Below are 18217 nucleotides of genomic sequence, written 5' to 3'. Positions count from 1 at the left end.
CCCGCCAAAGGACCGCAGCCACCATGCTCGACTGGATAACGCAGCACAGCGACATGCTGAGCCTGGCCACCAACATGACAATGGTGGTCATCTGGCTGGTTTATCTGCAGGTATTTCTGGCCGGCTTCCGTCGGCAGACACAGCCCAAGATCGTCATCAACCGCGCCGCAGGCTCAGGGCTGGATGCCGCCTGCTTTGTCAGCAATATGAGCTCGGATTCCATCTATCTCGAAAGCGTGCTGACCACGGTGCGTGCCGGCAGAGAAAATTGGGAACAATGCGTCACCGATTTCGAGGTCATCGATGAGCGTGAGCGGCCCAACGATCCGCGTCAACGCACCCATCAGGGCCCGCTGCATCCCGGCGACTATACCTCGATCGGCTCGTTCCAGAGCCTGATCGAAAGGGTGACGCGCACCCGCAAGGGACCAGCCCCCAAGGACCTGCTGGCGCGCGACGAGCCAATCGAGATCGAGATCATGATCATCGCCGATCATTCCTCTGATGATCTGCTGATCGGTGCCAGGCGGACATTCTCCATCGTGCGCGATGATCAGGGCGTTACAATCTCGCCCGATACCGCTCACACCCGCCAGATCCGCTCGCGCCGTCAGCGCAAGGCAATCCAGCAAATCATCATGGACCAAACCTGATTCTTTTCTGGACTGCCCCTCGTGCTCGAAAGTGACCGACGCGTGCCGCTCTTGCCGTTCACAAGCACGTTTGCGTTTACGCGCCATTTACCATGTGGCGTGCTATCTGTGAGAGATCGGGCAAACCCATTGGAAAATGCCTTGATGCCAAATGTTTGCCCTTGATGTGCCACCGAAGCCGCGTAGCCAATCGTCTGGACCGACACGACCAGGAGCGCCTTCATGAGCCAGTCAATTCTGATATGCGACGACGACCAGCTTTTGATCGAGCTGATTGAGTTTCGCCTGCAAGGCAAGGGCTACACGGTTTTGACCGCCCATGACGGGGAAGAGGCGCTGGCCAAGATCCGTGCTGAAAAGCCCGATCTGGTCGTGCTCGACGCCATGATGCCCGGTATTGATGGCTTTGCGCTGCTGGTGCAGCTCAAGGACGAACCAAGCCTCTCCCATATTCCGGTGATCATGCTGACCGCGCGCAAGGGCGAGAAGGATATTGTCTCGGCGCTCGAAGCGGGCGCTGCGGACTATCTGGTCAAGCCGTTCATTCCCGATGAGCTATTGGCTCAGATCCAGAAATACCTGACCTGACGAGACCCAACCCATGATCCGCGTCGCTCTGCTGGCTGCCCCGATTGTTCTGCTCTGCGCATCGGCCCCGGCGGCCGCGCAAAGCGCCGCCACGCTCTACGAGCAGGGGACGCAGGCGCGTCTCGAGCAACGCTTTGATACAGCGATCAGCCTGCTGGAGCGGGCTGTGGCGCAGCAACCAGACAACACCGACGCGCTGGTACAACTGGGCTTTGCCTATCTCGGTGCGGGCCAGCCCGCTTTGGCAGAACCCGTGTTCGAACGTGTACTGATGCTGGCCGATGGCTATGAAGACGCCCGCTTCGGCCTGGCCCAGGCCCGTTTTCGCCAGGGCGATCGGGCTGGCGCCCGGACGCTGGCCCAGCGCGTGGTGGAGCGCCAGCCTGACTATCTGGACGCGGCGGACCTGCTGGTGATCATCGACCAGGCGGTGGCCGATGATCGTCCGTGGCGGGTCGATGTCAGCACCGAATACAGCGAACTCAGCGCTGGCCGGGGCAACTGGATCGATGCTCTGGTCGGGCTGTCCTATCGCGCCAGCGAGCAGACCAGCCTGGCGCTGCAATTGCGCAACGCCAGCCGCAATGGCGTCAGCGATCAGCAGGCAACCTTGCGCATTGCTACGCAGGTCCAGCCCGGCATCGGGCTCTATGGTGGTCTCGCACTAGCCGCCAATGCCAACTTCCTGCCCCATCTGTCAGTTGATGCTGGCGGCGATTGGCGTGTGCTGACAGGCGCGGCGGTGGGGGTGACCATCGGCGCCGATATCCGTCACGCCATCTATGATGCGAACCGCTCCACCACATTGGCGGTGCGTGCTGCCATCGGCCTGTTTGACGGCCGCCTGACGCTGACTCCGCAATGGGTTCATACGCTTGAAGATAGTGGTGTTCAAAGCGACGGCTTTGTCCTGCGCGCCGATATGGCCGTTACCGACGCCGGCACGCTGTTTCTCGGCTACGCCAATGCGCCCGAAATTTCGGGCAACACGTTGCTCGACGTGCAGTCGGTATTTGGCGGTGTCACCCTGGCACTGAGCGATGCTGTGACCCTGCGGGCCAATGCCGCCAACGAGTTCCGGGCAGCCTGCCAGCGCACCAGCATCGGGCTTGGCGCCAGCGTGAGGTTCTAGCCATGTTGCAGTCGATCTGGATCGGTACGGCAATTCTGGCACTCATCTCGATAGGGGTGATGATCGCGCTGATGGTGCGCCGCTGGTTTATCGATGCGGCCAAGGCCAATGATGCTGTCATGCAGAAGCAGCTGCGTCAGAGCCTGATGGAATTTACCGCCGCGCACGACGAAGACGCGCTGAGCGAGGCGCTGTCGCAGTTTCCCGCGCCGCTGGTGATTGAAGTCTGCTTCCAGTTTGTCGAAGTGCTGCGTGGCGATGATCGCGAGCAGATTGTGCGCGTACTGGCCGCCGCCGGTTATCCTGACGAAATCCGGCGCCAATTGCTCAACGGGCAGGAGGCCCAGAAGCTCAGTGCCATCGAGCGGCTGACATCCTTTCCCTATCAGGATACCCGCAAGGCGTTGCTGGCCGCCCTGAACGACCGCAAACGCGAGGTCCGTATTGCCGCCAGCATCGCCCTGGCACGCCTTGATGCCCTGCCGCCGCTCGCCGAAGCCATTGCCAGGATTGGCGTCCGTGGCCAGCGTTCGCGCCGCCTGATCGAACTGTTTCGCTCGGTCCCCACTGATCGCAGTGACGAGATGATTGCGCTGGCGACCAATCGTGATCTCCCTGATTTTGTCCGTGCTGCGGCCGTCGATGCGCTGGGGCACACCGGTCAGTTCGGCTATATTGCTGAAATTGAAGCTTTGCTCGCCGACCCCCACACCGAAGTACAGGCCGCCGTCATTCGCGCCCTGGGTCTGATCGGGCATCCACGCTCCGCCGATACCCTGCTGGCCGCGTTGGACAATCCCTCCTGGGAAGTGCGCCTTGAAGCCGCTTCTGCTGCTGGACGGCTTGGGCTGAGCGCTGCCAATGGTGGTTTGGCGCGACTGCTCAATGATGACGAGTGGATCGTCCGCTATACCGCGGCCAAGTCGCTCAGCGCTCTTGGTGATGAGGGGCAGCAAACTCTTGTTGCGCTGTCGCAGGGTCCGTCTTCAAGAACACAGAGAAGTGCCGCGGTGCTGCTGGCTGAGGAGAACCGCGCATGAACGAAGTCGATTTCATCGCATTGGCCATCACCATCGGGCGCGGCGCCGCCTGGGTGATCGTGTTCGTCGCGCTGGCGCAGTCTGCCATCTATGTGTTCCAGCTGATTGCCGCTGCCATTGCCCTGGCCAGCCGTCCGCCCGTGGCCCGTTCCGCAGTACTCTGGCACCGCTATAGTGAGGTCGCACCGCCTATTGCGCTGATCGTGCCGGCGTTTAACGAGCAGGCCAATGTGGTCGAAAGCGTCCGCTCGCTGATGGCGCTGGAATACCCGAACTACGAAGTGCTCGTCGTCAATGACGGCTCCAAGGACGACACGCTGCAATGCCTGATCGATGCCTTCGGGCTCGAGCCGGTTGAACGCGCTTATGAAGCGAAGCTTGAGCACGAAGAAATTCGCGGGATCTACAGCGCGCCGTCGTCTGACCGGCTGATCGTTGTCGACAAGTTCAATGGCGGCAAGGCCGACGCGCAAAATGCCGGCATCAACGTCTCGCGCGCGCCGCTGTTCTGCATCATCGACGGGGACTCCGTACTCGAAGCTGACGCGCTGATCCGCGCCGCCCAGCCCTACATCGAAGATCCCATCCGGACCGTGGCCGTGGGCGGCACGATCCGTATCGTCAACAACTCAGTGGTCGACAACGGGCGGGTGACCCAGATCAGGCTACCCAACAAGATCCTGCCGCTGTTTCAGGTGGTTGAGTATCTGCGCGCCTTTCTCATGGCGCGGCTGGCCTGGAGCCACATCAATACCCTGATGCTGGTGTCGGGTGCCTTTGGCATGTTCCGCCGTCGCGAGGCGGTTGCCGTGGGTGGCTATACCAAGGGGTCGGCTGGTGAAGACCTCGATATCGTCATCAAGCTGCATCGCTACATGATCGACAACAAGCGCCGCTATCGCATCGTCTTTATCCCCGAACCTGTGTGCTGGACCGAGGCGCCCGAAAGCCTGGCAGTTCTGAGCCGCCAGCGTGCGCGTTGGCAGCGCGGGGCGCTTGAGGCATTCTTCCGCTATCGCCACATGGCGCTGAACCCGCGCTATGGTCGCGTCGGCATACTGGGCTTTGGCCAAATGCTGATCGTCGATGTGCTCGGTCCCATCGCTGAGGTCATCGGCTATTTTCTGGTGCCACTGCTGTGGCTGCTCGGCGTGCTCGATACCGATTTCCTGCTGGCCTACACCGCCCTTGTCTTTGTGTTCGGCGTGTTCGTCAGTGTGGCGTCGCTGGTACTGGAAGAAGTCGAAATTCGACGTTTTCCGAGGGCGCGCGACCTGGCGGTGCTGACAGCCGCAGCAGTTTTGGAGAATTTTGGCTATCGCCAGCTCAATAATTTCTGGCGCATCAAGGGCTATTGGCAATACATCCGCTCAGAAAATGACTGGGGCGAAATGACCCGTACCGGCTTCACGCCAAAGGACTGATGGCTCAGCAAGAATGGCGCTGCCCCCTTGTGCCGTCGGACCCGGTACCCCACCTTTGGGGTCTGGACGACATACATAGGCAAGGGCAGGGACCATGAGCGACTTCAACGATCAGGTGATTGCAGACTTCAATGCCAATGGCGGCAAGCCGGGTGGCTATTTCAAAGATGCCCCTGTGCTGCTGCTGCATGCCATTGGGGCCAAATCAGGGGTCGAGCGCACCCAGCCCCTGATGTTCCTGCCACAGGACGACAACCGCTGGTTCGTCTTCGCGTCTTATGCCGGCGGTCCCAAGGACCCATCCTGGTTTCACAATATCGTCGCTCAGCCGGAATTCGATATTTCCGTTGGTGATGGCACCACAATTGAGCGGCTCCCGGTTCGGGCGCGCATCCTTGAGGGAGCAGAGCGCGATGCGACCTATGCCAGACAGGCGAGCCTGTTCCCCCAGTTCGCCGACTATGCGCAAAAGACCACACGCACGATTCCGGTGGTTGAACTGACCCGGCGCTGATCGGGCCTCAGTCCTCCCGGAAGTCCTTGCGGTCCAGCCCCAGCTTGACCATTTTTTCGTATAGCGATTTCCGCGATAGGCCGAGAACCTCGTAGACGGCCTTCAGGCTGCCATTCTGGGCTCGGAGTTCGTCGGCGATGGCCTGGCGTTCAAAGGCCTGGACCCGCTCGCGCAGCGTCGTTGCACTGGTGGCGGCACGAGCCTCTTCAACGCCATCAATGCCCAGAACATAGCGTTCGGCGGCATTGCGCAATTCGCGAACATTGCCCGGCCAGGGGCGAAGGCTCAGGCTGGACAGATAGCTGGTGGACAGGCTTGGCGCTGCCACACGCAACTGCGTGGCGACGATCTGAACCAGATGGGCAAACAGTGCAGGGATGTCCTCGGCCCGGTCGGCCAGTGGCGGCAGGCGCAACGTGGCGATGTTGAGCCGATAGAGCAGATCCTTGCGAAAGCTCTCCTCATTGGCGGCCCGCTCCAGATCAACGCTGGAAGTTGCGATGAAGCGCGCATTGAGCGCGATCGGCTCGTGCGACCCCAACCGCGTCACGGCCCGCTCCTGTACCACGCGCAACAGCTTGGCCTGCAGATAGAGCGGCATGTTCTCGATATCGTCCAGGAAGATCGTGCCATTGCGGGCATGTTCGAACTTGCCCACCCGGGCCCGCATCGCGCCGGCAAAGGCCCCAACCTCATAGCCGAACAATTCGGCCTCCATCATCTCTGCGGGGATGGCTGCGCAATTGATGGCGACAAAGGGCCGGTCTTCCTCTGACGACAGATCGTGGATGGCGCGCGCGGCCAACTCCTTGCCGGTCCCGGTGTCGCCCACGATCAGCACATCGGCTCGGGTGGGCGCGACGGCGCGGATCTGCTTACGCACGGCCACCATGACCGGCGTCCGTCCCACCAGGCGGGTCTCCAGATCATCGGAACGATTGGCAACGCTGGAGCGCAGGGCGCGGTTTTCCAGTGTCAGCTGGCGCTTCTCCATTGCGCGGGTAATGGAGTCGAGCAGGCGTTCGACCGAAAAGGGTTTTTCGATGAAATCATAGGCGCCATCGCGCATCGCATCGACCGCCAGATTGACGTCGCCATGCCCGGTCAGCAGCAGCACCGGCAGGTCGGGATCAATGGCGACCGCCTTGCGCAACAGGGTCATGCCGTCCATGCCGGGCATGCGGATATCGGTCACAAGAATGCCGTGCCAGCCGCGCGAGACCGAGGCGAGCGCTTCTTCCGCCGAGGCGGTCGTGCGTACCGGAAACCCGACCAGATCCAATGTCTGGCTGGTCGCCCGGCGCAGATCTTCTTCATCATCCACCAGCAGCACTTCGATGGGCAAACTCATTGCGCAGCCACCTGTTCACCCTCGCCCTGATCCAGACTGACCACAAAGCAGGCGCCACCACCCTCACTATTGTGAGCCGACAAGGTGCCGCCGAAATCCTTGATGATGTTGTAGGAGATCGACAAGCCCAGACCCAGGCCCTGACCGACCTCCTTGGTGGTAAAGAACGGATCAAAGATCTGGTCGAGGTCTTGCGTTTTAATGCCCGGTCCATTGTCGCGGACCGAGACCTGCACAGTGTTCTCGACCTGCGCAACGCTGATCGCAATTGTCGGGTCGGCTTGGCCCTTCATGGCGTCGAGCGCGTTCAGGATCAGATTGACCATCACCTGCTGCAGCCGCACCGGTCCGCCCCGCACCAGCAAGCCCGCATCGTGCAGATCGGTGGTCACCGTCACGCTCTGCTCACGCAAGCGGGCCGACACCACGAGCAGCGCGTCTTCGATGACCTTGGCAATGGTGGTCGAGCCGAATGTCGGGTTGGGCTTGCGCGCAAAGTTGCGCAAATGCTTGGAGATTGCCGCCATCCGGTCGGTCAGCTCCGAAATGCGGCCAATATTCTCCATCGCCTCGGATTGCCGGCCCCGTTGCAGATAGGTCAGCGCATTCTGCGCATAGGTTTTGACCGCCGAAAGCGGCTGATTGATCTCGTGTGACAGCGCCGTCGACATCTGGCCCAGCGCGGCCATCTTGCCGGTCTGTACCAGTTCGGCCTGGGTCTTGCGCAACATCTCGACCGCCGCCTTGCGTTCCCCAACCTCATAGGCCAGCGAGGTATTGGTATCGAGCAGTTCGCGGGTTCTGTCGCGCACGATCCGTTCCAGCCGCAGGGCATTGGCACGCTGTGCCCTGGTGCGGCGCACAATGGCAAAGTTGCGGTTGATCAGCATCTGCACGGCCAGCGTCAGACCCAGCGTCAGCGCCGCTGCCAGCCCGCCCCACAGGGCCGCCGCCAGCCGCATCGGTGCGGCCTGCAGCAAGACGGTCAGCGTCCAGTTCAGCGGCGCCAGATAGCGCGAACGGGCCAGATAACGGGTCGGTTCTTCGAGCATTGGGTTGGCGCCACCACCCTCCACCGTATTGCGGAAATCGGGCCGCGGTGCCATCCGCCAGGCGGGGCGGTTGGAAATGATCACCATGCCTGAGGCGTCAGACGCCAGAATGGGATTGTTGATCAGCGACCAGTTGTCCTCGATGGTTTCAAGGTCGACATAGACTGCCACTGCGCCGATCACGGTGGTGCCCTGCCACATTGCCGAACTGAACACATAAGTGCGCCGGCCATCTGCCAGCACCCGTTCGTCGCGGCCCAGCCGCCCCTGCAGGGCGGCACGCATCAGATCTGAATCAGGGGCAATAGCATCCGCCACCGAGGCCGAGGCCCGCGCCAGAACCGCGCCTGTGGGGCGCACAAACACCACGTCCAGTGCGCCTGAAATACCCGCTGCCTGCACGGCAATGCGCCGCGTCGCTGCCGTGTCCGCCCCCGGTTCGAACAGCGCCGCTGTGTCCGGACGGTGTCCCAGCATCACTGGCAGCATGCGGTACTTGTCGAGCGCACCGTTCAGCGCCTCGGCCTGCACATTGAGAATTTGCTGCGCCGCTGCGCCCAGTTGGCTCGCCTGCAGATCAGACGCCGTGCGACCACCGAAATAGGCCGCCGCGCCACACAGGCTCAGCCCGATCAGCGCATTGAGCGTGCTCAGCCGGATATAGCGTCGTGAGACGGCTGCGCCGTTGATCATGGCCACAACACGCGGGGCGCGTCCGGGCGCTTGGATCGGGTTTCAGGCAGCATTGCGGTTCCGGACAGTTTGCAGGTGTGGTCCGTTATCGCATCGCGGGCGGGCACCCGTCATGCAATTTTTTGCTGCTTCAATCCACGGGCAGGTTGAGCGGCGGCAGGATGTAGAGCCGCCAGGCCAACAGCAGGGCGATGGTGAAGGTGATGGCCGAAAAGCCCACCACGCCTGGCCAGCCCCAATGGCTCCAGCCATAGCCGCCCAGCGTGCCGATGACGCTTGAGCCGGCATAATAGGCCAGAAGATAGATGGCGCTGCCCTGCGCCCGCGCATCCTGGGACCGGCGCGCCACCCAGGCGCTGGCGATCGAATGTGCGCCAAAAAACGAGAAGGTCATGATCGCCATGCCGGCCACAATGGCCCACAGCGAACTCATCAGGGTGATCGCCAATCCCGTCAGCATCACCACAATCAGCGGCCAGAACACTTTGCGCCGCCCCAGTCGTCCGGCCAGCGAGCCCATCCAGGCCGAGCCCAACGTGCCCACCAGATAGACAACGAACACCAGTGCGATCTGGCCATGATCAAGATTGTAGGGCGGGGCGAGCAGGCGGAAGCCGACATAGTTATAGATGGCGACAAAGCCACCCATCATCAGGAACGAGCACAAAAACAACAGGGGCAGTGCCTTGTCGGAGAACACAGTGGCGAAATTGGCGCCCAATTGGCGCACGCTCAGTGTTGTCGCGCGCGGGGTTTTGGGCGCGGGCAATAGCAGCAGGAAGACCAGCGCATTGATCAGGATCAGCACGCCCAGCGCCGTCAGCGCGGCACGCCAGCCGATCATCTCCGAGAGATATCCCACCATCAGCCGCCCACTCATGCCACCCAGGGCCGAACCACCGACAAACAGCCCCATGCCCAGCCCGAGCGCCGAATTGGACATTTCTTCGGCCAGATAGACCATGGCGATGGCTGGCACCCCGCAAACCGCAATACCCAGCAGCGCGCGTGCCGTGACCAGGCTGGTCCAGTCCACGCTGGCGGGCACTGCCAGCACCAGCACAGCCGTGGCCAGCATGGTAGCCAACATCAATCGCTTGCGGTTGAACCGATTGCCCAGCCAGCCGATCAGCACCAGTGAGAGCGCCAGCGTGGCCGTCGTCGCCGACAGCGAGACCGAACTTGTCGCGGCATCGAGGCCAAATTCCACGGCAAAGACCGGTAGCAGCGGCTGCACCGAATAGACGGCGGCAAAGACGGAAAAAGCGGCCAGAAACAGCGCAGCAGAGGCGCGCCAATAGTCAGGGGAGCCGCGCTCGATCTTTACTCTGGCCAACGCAATCCCGATCCCTGAACCGTCCAGCAAGATGCGGTGCAAGAGACCCGGGCATGACGGGAATCCAACTGATCTGCCTCAAAGGCGGCCATCTTTGATCGAAGCTCTCGCGCGCGTCAAACCCGCACGTGATCACATTCGCCGCGATGGCTCAGGCCGGATCATCACGCTTTGACCACACCGGCATGTCGCTGGCGCCCAGCGTTGGGGCAGAATGCTCCAGTGCCAGCGGGCTGCGCGAGAATTGCAGCGGGCTGCGCAGGCCGGGTACGCCCTGTGGCGCAATTGCCAGCTCGCGCGCCTGCAATTGCGGGTCGTCCAGCGCATCTGCCACGGTATTGATTGGCCCGCACGGCACACCGGCAAGACCCAGCGCGGCGATCAGGTCGGCGCGGCTGCGTTGTCTGGTGCGGGCATCGAGCAGGGCCGTCAGCGCGACGCGGTTGGCGACGCGCGCCGGATTGGTGGCATACTCGGCGTTCTGGCTCAGTTCGGCCACGCCAAGCGCGCCGCACAGGCCGACAAACTGCCGGTCATTGCCGCAGGCGATGATCAGGTGGCCGTCCGAAGCGGGGAACACTTGATAGGGCACGATATTGGGATGCGCATTGCCCAGCCGATGCGGCACCTCGCCCCCGATCATGTAGTTCATGGCCTGATTGGCCAGCACCGCAACGGCGGTATCGAGCAGCGCCAGATCGATATGCTGCCCCTTGCCCGAGCGTGCACGCTCGGCCAGCGCTGCCTGCACACCGATCACGCCATAAAGCCCGGTGAAGATATCGACCCAGGCCACCCCGACCTTTTGCGGTTCGCCGTCCGGCTCGCCGGTCAGATCCATGATGCCCGACATGCCCTGGATCAAAAAATCATAGCCGGGCTGGGCGGCGCGGGGGCCATTCTGACCAAAGCCGGTGATCGAGGCATAGACCAGCCGCGGATTGCTCTGCGACACGCTCTCGTAATCGAGGCCATACTTGGCCAGGCCGCCAACCTTGAAGTTCTCGATCACCACATCGGCTTCAGCGATCAGCGCCTTGAGCCGCGCGAGATCGCCAGCCTTGGTCAGGTCGCACACCACCGAAGTCTTGCCGCGATTGGCCGCCTGAAAATAGGCCGCCACGCGTTCGGTGCCGCCCTTGCCGTCATCACGGTCCATGAACGGCGGGCCCCAACTCCGGGTGTCGTCGCCCTCCGGGCTTTCGATCTTGATCACCTCGGCACCCAGATCAGCCAGTGTCTGGCCCAGCCAGGGGCCGGCCAGAATGCGCGCCAGTTCCACGACACGCAGGCCGGCCAGAGGGGGAAGTTGATCAGGGGCGCTCACGGGCATCTCCACGACGTCAGATATTGATAGGCGCCTAGAAAAAGGCCTGCAGGCCCGTCTGGGCGCGACCCAGGATCAGAGCGTGGACATCATGGGTGCCCTCATAGGTGTTCACGCTTTCCAGATTTTGCGCGTGGCGCATCACATGGTTGCCCGCCAGGATGCCGTTGCCGCCATGCATGTCGCGGGCGATGCGGGCGATTTCGAGCGCCTTGCCGCAATTGTTGCGCTTGATGATCGAGAGCATTTCGGGCGCCATCTTGTCTACGTCGAACAGCCGACCGACGCGCAGCGCCGCCTGCAGGCCAAGGGCGATCTCGGTCTGCATGTCGGCAAGCTTTTTCTGGAACAACTGCGTGCCCGCCAGCGGCTTGTTGAACTGCTTGCGATCCAGTCCGTACTGGCGAGCGCGCATCCAGCAATCCTCGGCGGCACCCATCACGCCCCAGGCAATGCCATAGCGCGCCCGGTTCAGACAGCCAAACGGGCCGCCCAGTCCTGATGTATTGGGCAGCAAGGCATCCTCGGAGACCTCGACATTCTCCATGATCACCTCGCCGGTGATCGAGGTGCGCATGCTCAGCTTGCCTTCGATCTTGGGCGTCGACAGTCCTTTCAGGCCGCGGTCCAGAATAAAGCCACGCACCTTGCCGTCATGGGCTTCCGACTTGGCCCAGATCACGAACACATCGGCAATCGGCGCGTTACCAATCCAGCGCTTGATACCGTTCAGGCGATAGCCGTCGGCCGTCTTGATCGCATGGGTAGTCATACCACCCGGGTCCGAGCCGGCTTCAGGCTCGGTCAGGCCAAAGCTGCCCATCCACTCGCCCGCTGCCAGCTTGGGCAGGTATTTCTGCCGCTGCTCTTCGGAGCCATAGGCATGGATGGGGTACATCACCAGCGAAGACTGCACGCTCATAATGGTGCGATAGCCGGAATCGACGCGTTCGAACTCGCGCGCTGCCAGCCCGTAGGAGACGTAGTTCTCGCCCGCGCCGCCATATTCCTTGGGCAGGCTCAGGCCGAACAGACCAGCCTGGCCCATGCGGTGCAGCAGATCGCGATCGGTGACTTCGTCGAGATAGGCCTGATCAGCCACTGGCAACAGATCATTGGTCGCAAAGTCCCGCGCATGGTCGCGCACAGCGCGCTCAGCAGTGCTCAACTGATCTTCGAGCAGAAAGGGATCGGCCCAGTCAAAGCCAGCCGCGGCGGGTGCAGAAGATTTGGTGGATGCGTTCATGAGACCGGCTCGCTCTTGGAAATTCAGGTTCGGCTAGGGGGGCTATTTGACGGTCGAAAAGGCCGTCGGTGCCATGAACTGGTTGGACACCTTGGCGACGACTTCGCCGTATTTTTCGATATGGGCAGCACGGGCGGCGACCCATTCAGGGTCCTTGGTGAAAGCCCCCCAGACGCGCTCGCGCTCTTCGAGCGATTCCCATGCCAGAAAGTAGGTCAAATCCTGATTGGACTCTCCCACAACGGTTGTGAAAAACCCGGCGGGGCGAATGCCCATGCGTTCCCACACACCCAGTGTGGTGTCTTCAAACCGCTTGAGCAGTGTCGGCAAATGGCCGGGAACACAGTGATAGACGCGCATTTCATAGATCATGACAAACTCCTGGTATGGTCGCGCCGCTCAAGGCTGGCCGCTGGTGTCGTGGGCGGTCCGCGCGATCACGGCGCTGCGGTCCGAATAGCGAACCGTAACCGTCATGCTACCCTCATTGAGCAGCCATTTGTTGATCGTGTAGCTGCGCAGTCCCGCCTTGTGGAATGGGTCGGCATTGGCGATGGCGCGCGCCTCGTCGATAGTGGCGGCGCGCAGGATGATCATGCCGGCATAGGGCACGTCCGAATTCTGCTGAAACAGGGGGCCGGCGCCGAACAGCTTGCCTTCGCGCTCCAGTTGCACCTGATAGTCCAGGTGTTCGGGCAGCATGGCTTGGATCTGCGGCGAGCGGGCCGGGGTGGTGGTGACCACAAACAGCTCTTGGCGGAGCATGGCGGCGGTCAGTTCATCCGGGGTCTTCTCGATCATGGGTTCAGGCTCCAATTGGGGTAACCCCGGGCGTGTGAAAGGGACCGGCCGAAACGGCCGATCCCCTGTTTTCTCTTAGTTCTTCTCGATGCCTGCAGCATCAACAACGGCAGTCCACACAGCGATCTGGTGTTCGATCATGCCGCCCATTTCTTCGCCCGAGTTTGGCTTGGGGAATGCGCCCAGAGCCACGATGCGGTCAGCAACTTCGGGATTGGCTAGAGCTGCATGCACGGCGCTGCGAACCTTTTCGACAATCGCGGGGTCAACGCCGGCAGGCATGCCCACGCCAGTCCACGACACGATGTCCAGGCCCGGTGCGACAGTGTTGGACAGCGATGGCACATCCGACATTGTTGGCCATGGATCCTTGGACGACACGGCCAGCAGGTCGAACTCGCCGCCTTCAGCCTGTGGTGCAACCACGGTGCCGGTATCGATCACGACATCAACTTCGCCGCCCAGCAGGGCAGTCGCAGCAGCCGCACCGCCCTTATAGGGGATGTGGATGAAGTCGGCGCCGGTTTCCATATCCATCAGCTCGCCGGTCAGATGCTGGGTCGAGCCCACACCGGAGTGACCAATCTTGAGCGTACCGGGTGCGGCCTTGGCCTGGGCGATCAGGTCTTCGATCGAGTCAAATGCACCAGCGCGCGCCGCCACAAAGAACGGGAACTGGCCAATGGTCGACACGAAGGTGAAGTCTTCGATCGGATCAAATGGCTGCTCATTGTAGAGCGCCGCGGACACGGCGTGACCGCCAACCATCAGCTGGATGGTGTAGCCGTCGGGCTCGGCCTTGGACACAAAGTCCGAGGCGACATTGCCGCCTGCACCTGGCTTGGATTCAACCACGACAGGCTGACCCAGCGTCTTGGACATGTCTTCGCCGATGATACGGGCCACGGTGTCGGCATTGCCGCCCGCGCCGAAGCCGATGATGAACCGGATTGAGCGTGATGGATAATCATCCTGTGCGAAGGCAGTACCTGCCATCATCGCCAAGATTGGCGCAGCCATTACCAGTTTTTTGAACATGTTAGTCCTCTCCCAATTGTGGACGGTCTTGGTGAAATTGCGACTGGCCTCAGACCGATGAAAGGCCGGAATGTCTTCACGAATGGTTCGGCTTTCTGCGTGCCTTGATGCTCGAGAAGACGGTAAAACCGATGAGGGCGACGGCACACGCAACCAGCACACCGCTGATCGGGCGGGTCACGAAGATGCTGAAATCTCCGCTATAGAGCAGCATGCTGCGCCGGAAGTTCTCTTCCAGCATGGGGCCCAGAACGAAGCCGAGCAGCACAGGAGCAGGTTCAAAGCGGAACTGCTTCATGATGTAACCCATCAGGCCGAACACCAGCGTCAGCGCGACGTCGATCACACTGCTGCGCAGCGAATAGACACCCACGCAGATCAGCAGCACGATGACCGGGTACAGCCGGTAATAGGGGATGCTGAGCAGGCGGACCCAGATGCCGACCAGCGGCACATTGATCAGCAGCAGGATGATGTTGCCGACAAAGAAGCTGGCGATCACGCCCCAGAACAGGGTTGGCTCGTCGACGATCATGCGGGGGCCGGGAACAACACCGTTCAGGATCAGTGCGCCAATGATCAGCGCCATCACCGCATCACCGGGAATACCCAGGGTCAGGGTCGGGATGAAGCTGGTCTGTGCAGCAGCGTTGTTGGAGGCTTCGGGCGCCGCCAGGCCGGGCAAGTGCCCCGTGCCGAACTTCTCTGGCGTCTTTGAAACGCGGCGCTCCAGCGCATAGGCCATGAACGAGGAGATCGCGGCACCCGTGCCGGGCAAGGCGCCGAAAAAGGCGCCTACGCCCGATCCGCGCAGAATGGGGGCAGCCATCTCGCGCATCTCGGCACGGTTGGGGAAGATGTCGCGCAGCGTCAGATTGATATGCGGCTTGGGTGGTTCGGTCTTGCTGGCATTGCGGATGATCTCGGAAAGGCCGAACAGGCCCATCGCCAGCGATACCAGGCTAATGCCATCGGCCAGATCCGGCACGAACACGAAACGGTACTGGCCGGTATTGATATCGGAGCCCACCATGCCCAGCGCGATGCCCAGAATGGCCATGGCGAAGGCACGCAGATGCGAGCCCGAGCTGATCAGTGACGCAGCAACCAGACCAAGCGCTACCAGCATGGTGTATTCAGGCGCGCCAAACTGCAGCGCCAGGGCAGCCATGGGAATGGCGGCCAGCACCACAACGGCAACACCGAACATGCTGCCCAGAAACGATGAGATCGCCGTGGTGAGCAGGGCAAAGCGGGCCCGGCCACGTTGGGCCAGCGGATAGCCCTCAATGCAGGTCACCACCGAAGAAGGGGTACCCGGCAGGTTGAGCAGGATCGAGGCGATGGCCCCACCATATTGCGACCCGTAGTAGATGCCGGCTAGCAGGATCACCGAGGTGGTCGCGTCCAGATAGAACGTCACCGGCAGCAGCAGGGAAATGGCGGTAATCGCACCGACGCCGGGCAACACGCCGATCACCTGTCCGAGCAGCACACCGAAAAACGCGTACATCAGCACTTCTGGCTGCAGCACGATCGACAGGCCCATGAAGAATTGTTCAGCCATCGCCCTATCTCCCAAATGCCGAGATCGGCAGGCCAAGTGCCACAATGAACAGCAGCCAGCCACACAACGTAACCACGGCTGAATAGACCAGCGTGCCCACAATGGACGTGCGGCTATTGGCCAGCGTGGAGATGAGAACGGCACCGAACATGGCTGGCACCAGGCCGCCGCGCGTGATCACCGCACCAAAGACAATCACCGAGGCGGAGATCAGGATCAGTGCCCGCCAGTGGGGCGGGGCGCCCTTGCTCAGGCCGGTGTCGCGCAGATCGGCCAGCAGGACCGCGGCCCCCATGATCATCAGCCCGATGGCGATGACATGAGGCATGAAGCCTGGGCCCATCTGGCTGACACTGCCGGTCGGATAGGACCAGGATATGCCCAGCATGGCGGCGCCGAATACGATCACTGTGGCGCCGCTGATAAGGCGTCGCCAGAGTGATATTGTGGGCCGATCGGTGTCCTGCAACGTATTTCTCCTCCCAGAGAATTTGCCCTTGGCTATAAAGCGTCCTCGAGAGGGCGCGGTGCCGCGACCCCAAGTTGCTCAGCCAGGGCAGTCAGGCGTTTGTGGGTTCCTGTGGCCAGACGAATGCCATCGCGCTGGCGCTGCTGTGCCGTCCTGAAGCCGCGTTCACCGGGCATCAGAATGGCATCAATGCCCGCAGCGCGAGGCAACTGGCGCAGATTGGTTGCCAGCCGGTCAATTTCATTGCGGAAGGCTGCGCCGTCGCCAAAGGCCGAAACCTTGATCGCCAGGGCCAGCCCGTTCATCCGCGCCGTGCCGCCTTCAAGCGCCGCAGCGATCACCGGATTGGCCACCAGAATGCTCGAAAGAACCTCGATCATCAGCGACAGACCCGAGCCTTTCGGCCCGCCCAGTGGCGTCAGCGTTTTGACGCTGGCGGGGTCTTCGGTGGCAAGGCCCTGATCGTCCAGGCCCCAATTGTCGGGTATGGATGTACCGGCATCCTTGGCCAGCATGATCTTGCCCAGCGCAGCGGTCGATGTGGACATGTCGAGCAGCAGCGGATCGCCGCCCGAGGGCGCCGCAATGGTCAGCGGATTGGTCGACACTCCCGAAACCTTGGCGCCGTGATAGGCCATCAAGGGGCCCGAAGCGGTCATCACAATGCCCACATAGCCGCGCTGTGCGGCTTCGAGGGCATAATAACCGACCGCGCCGGCATGAGTGATATTGCGCGCCGAGCACCAGCCAATGCCCAGACCCGAAGCGATTTCGACCGCCTGGGTCATCGCCGCCACCATGGCGCTGGCGCCGGGTGCATTGCCCGCTTCAAGAATGGCGGTCGCGCCGTCACGCTGGATTACCAGCGGCTCAGCGACGGGGTTGATGATCCCCTGCTGCACCATTTCGAGATAGCGCGGAATGCGGAGCACGCCGTGCGAGATCCGCACCGCGGGCATTGGCCCAGACCAGCACCTTGGCGGTCTGCTCGGCATGGCCGGGGGCAAACCCGCCCGCCGACAGCAGAGCCGCCGCAAAGTGTTCAAGATCCTGGGGGCTATAGCAGCTCATCAGGCACCCTTTGCCAGTGGCGTGGGGAAGTGCTTGTCGAGCCATGCCTGCACCAGCGAGCGGGTGTGGGGCGCGTCTTCATCCGATAGCGGGAAGTGCGATACACCGGTCGGGATCATCAGTTCGGCATTCTTGCCGGCCTTTTCGAACAGCCGGATCGACTGCTCCATCGGGGTGATCACGTCATTGGCGGTATGGAACAGCAGCAGCGGGCGCGGCGCGATATTGGCGACAACATCGTCGGCCCGGAAGGAGTACATGCTCAGCGCGGTTTCCACGGGCACTTCAAACTGCGCCTTGGGCGACAGGTTGGCGCGCAGCTCTTCGGGAATCGGCACCACATCGAAGCGCGAGACCCACAGGCTTTCGCCCGTCTCTTCCTTCTGCTTGCGGCCGCGATCGAGAATCTCGGTAAAGCGCGTCCACGCTTCGGGCGTTGGATGCTGACCGCGGAACTTGCGCTCGCCATCACCCCAGCCGCAGAACGAAACCACCGCTGCAATGCGCTCGTCGATGCCACCGGCAAAGATGGCCACGGCAGCACCAAAGCTGTGCCCGGTCACGCCAATCCGTTCGGCATCAACCTCTTCGCGCTCGGCGATGAAGGTCAGGGCATTCTTGGTATCGGCAACCTGGTCAAAGCAGCGTACCTCGCCACGCGCGCCTTCGCTCTCGCCGCAACCGCGGAAATCGATGCGGAACGCACAATAGCCCATATCCTCGATCATCCGCGCGACAAGTTCGACATGCGACTTGTCCTTGGTGCCCACAAAGCCGTGCAGCACGATGAAGGTTGGCAGTTTCTGGCCCGGCTTGCGCCCTGCCGGAACGTGCAACACGCCCGACAGCTTGAGGCCGTCTGACATGAAACTCAGTGGGTATTCCATGGCATTTCCTTTCCGGTGGCGTGCGAGT

The 18217-nt window shown here is 62.0% G+C and carries 18 protein-coding genes; 6 read left to right on the top strand and 12 right to left on the bottom strand.

Annotated elements, in window-relative coordinates; genetic code table 11:
* Positions 1-23 precede the first annotated feature (23 nt).
* From AC0L37_RS10955 to AC0L37_RS10930, 6 genes are all read left to right on the top strand, one after another.
* Positions 24-653: a hypothetical protein gene (locus AC0L37_RS10955; protein WP_282221127.1), complete on the top strand. Its 630-nt coding sequence runs from the start codon at positions 24-26 to the stop codon at positions 651-653.
* Positions 654-875: 222 nt separating this feature from the next.
* Entirely contained in the window at positions 876-1241 is a 366-nt protein-coding gene (locus AC0L37_RS10950; RefSeq protein ID WP_473312859.1) for a response regulator transcription factor, read from the top strand.
* A gap of 13 nt (positions 1242-1254) precedes the next feature.
* On the top strand, positions 1255-2373 hold the full coding sequence (locus AC0L37_RS10945) for a YaiO family outer membrane beta-barrel protein (RefSeq protein ID WP_282221129.1): 1119 nt from the start codon (positions 1255-1257) through the stop codon (positions 2371-2373).
* Between the two features lie 2 nt (positions 2374-2375).
* Positions 2376-3413: a HEAT repeat domain-containing protein gene (locus AC0L37_RS10940; RefSeq protein ID WP_282221130.1), complete on the top strand. Its 1038-nt coding sequence runs from the start codon at positions 2376-2378 to the stop codon at positions 3411-3413.
* Entirely contained in the window at positions 3410-4837 is a 1428-nt protein-coding gene (locus AC0L37_RS10935) for a glycosyltransferase family 2 protein (RefSeq protein ID WP_282221131.1), read from the top strand. Before AC0L37_RS10940 ends, AC0L37_RS10935 begins: the two co-directional genes overlap by 4 nt.
* Before the next feature lie 94 nt (positions 4838-4931).
* On the top strand, positions 4932-5351 hold the full coding sequence (locus tag AC0L37_RS10930; RefSeq protein ID WP_282221132.1) for a nitroreductase/quinone reductase family protein: 420 nt from the start codon (positions 4932-4934) through the stop codon (positions 5349-5351).
* Between the two features lie 7 nt (positions 5352-5358).
* Here AC0L37_RS10930 and AC0L37_RS10925 read toward each other — a convergent pair whose 3' ends face one another.
* The 12 genes from AC0L37_RS10925 to AC0L37_RS10870 form a co-directional block, all read right to left on the bottom strand.
* Positions 5359-6702: a sigma-54-dependent transcriptional regulator gene (locus AC0L37_RS10925; protein ID WP_269369687.1), complete on the bottom strand. Its 1344-nt coding sequence runs from the start codon at positions 6700-6702 to the stop codon at positions 5359-5361.
* Positions 6699-8447, bottom strand: coding sequence for a sensor histidine kinase (locus tag AC0L37_RS10920; RefSeq protein WP_269369688.1), 1749 nt, complete (start codon positions 8445-8447; stop codon positions 6699-6701). Before AC0L37_RS10920 ends, AC0L37_RS10925 begins: the two co-directional genes overlap by 4 nt.
* Before the next feature lie 130 nt (positions 8448-8577).
* Positions 8578-9783: an MFS transporter gene (locus AC0L37_RS10915; protein ID WP_269369689.1), complete on the bottom strand. Its 1206-nt coding sequence runs from the start codon at positions 9781-9783 to the stop codon at positions 8578-8580.
* 151 nt (positions 9784-9934) lie between these two features.
* A complete protein-coding gene (locus AC0L37_RS10910; RefSeq protein WP_282221133.1) occupies positions 9935-11116 on the bottom strand; it encodes a CaiB/BaiF CoA transferase family protein in 1182 nt (393 codons plus the stop codon).
* Positions 11117-11144: 28 nt separating this feature from the next.
* Positions 11145-12356, bottom strand: a complete 1212-nt coding sequence (locus AC0L37_RS10905; RefSeq protein ID WP_282221134.1) for an acyl-CoA dehydrogenase — start codon at positions 12354-12356, stop codon at positions 11145-11147.
* A gap of 42 nt (positions 12357-12398) precedes the next feature.
* Complete coding sequence (locus AC0L37_RS10900) at positions 12399-12728, bottom strand: NIPSNAP family protein (protein ID WP_212658343.1); 330 nt, start codon at positions 12726-12728, stop codon at positions 12399-12401.
* Positions 12729-12755: 27 nt separating this feature from the next.
* Entirely contained in the window at positions 12756-13157 is a 402-nt protein-coding gene (locus AC0L37_RS10895; protein ID WP_212658342.1) for a YciI family protein, read from the bottom strand.
* Positions 13158-13232: 75 nt separating this feature from the next.
* Positions 13233-14195, bottom strand: a complete 963-nt coding sequence (locus AC0L37_RS10890) for a Bug family tripartite tricarboxylate transporter substrate binding protein (protein ID WP_269369694.1) — start codon at positions 14193-14195, stop codon at positions 13233-13235.
* 76 nt (positions 14196-14271) lie between these two features.
* Positions 14272-15762 carry a tripartite tricarboxylate transporter permease gene (locus AC0L37_RS10885; RefSeq protein ID WP_282221135.1) on the bottom strand — a complete coding sequence of 497 codons (1491 nt, stop codon included), beginning with the start codon at positions 15760-15762 and terminating at the stop codon, positions 14272-14274.
* Positions 15763-15766: 4 nt separating this feature from the next.
* The gene (locus tag AC0L37_RS10880) at positions 15767-16231 is read right to left on the bottom strand and encodes a tripartite tricarboxylate transporter TctB family protein (RefSeq protein ID WP_282221136.1); all 465 of its coding nucleotides are present in this window, start codon (positions 16229-16231) and stop codon (positions 15767-15769) included.
* Between the two features lie 32 nt (positions 16232-16263).
* Positions 16264-17190 carry an Ldh family oxidoreductase gene (locus tag AC0L37_RS10875; protein ID WP_282221137.1) on the bottom strand — a complete coding sequence of 309 codons (927 nt, stop codon included), beginning with the start codon at positions 17188-17190 and terminating at the stop codon, positions 16264-16266.
* 111 nt (positions 17191-17301) lie between these two features.
* On the bottom strand, positions 17302-18189 hold the full coding sequence (locus tag AC0L37_RS10870) for an alpha/beta hydrolase (RefSeq protein ID WP_282221138.1): 888 nt from the start codon (positions 18187-18189) through the stop codon (positions 17302-17304).
* Positions 18190-18217: the final 28 nt, after the last annotated feature.

The organism is Devosia sp. J2-20, assembly GCF_055808475.1.
Note: the sequence above shows the minus strand (reverse complement) of the source record. Positions and strands in the feature narration are given on the sequence as shown.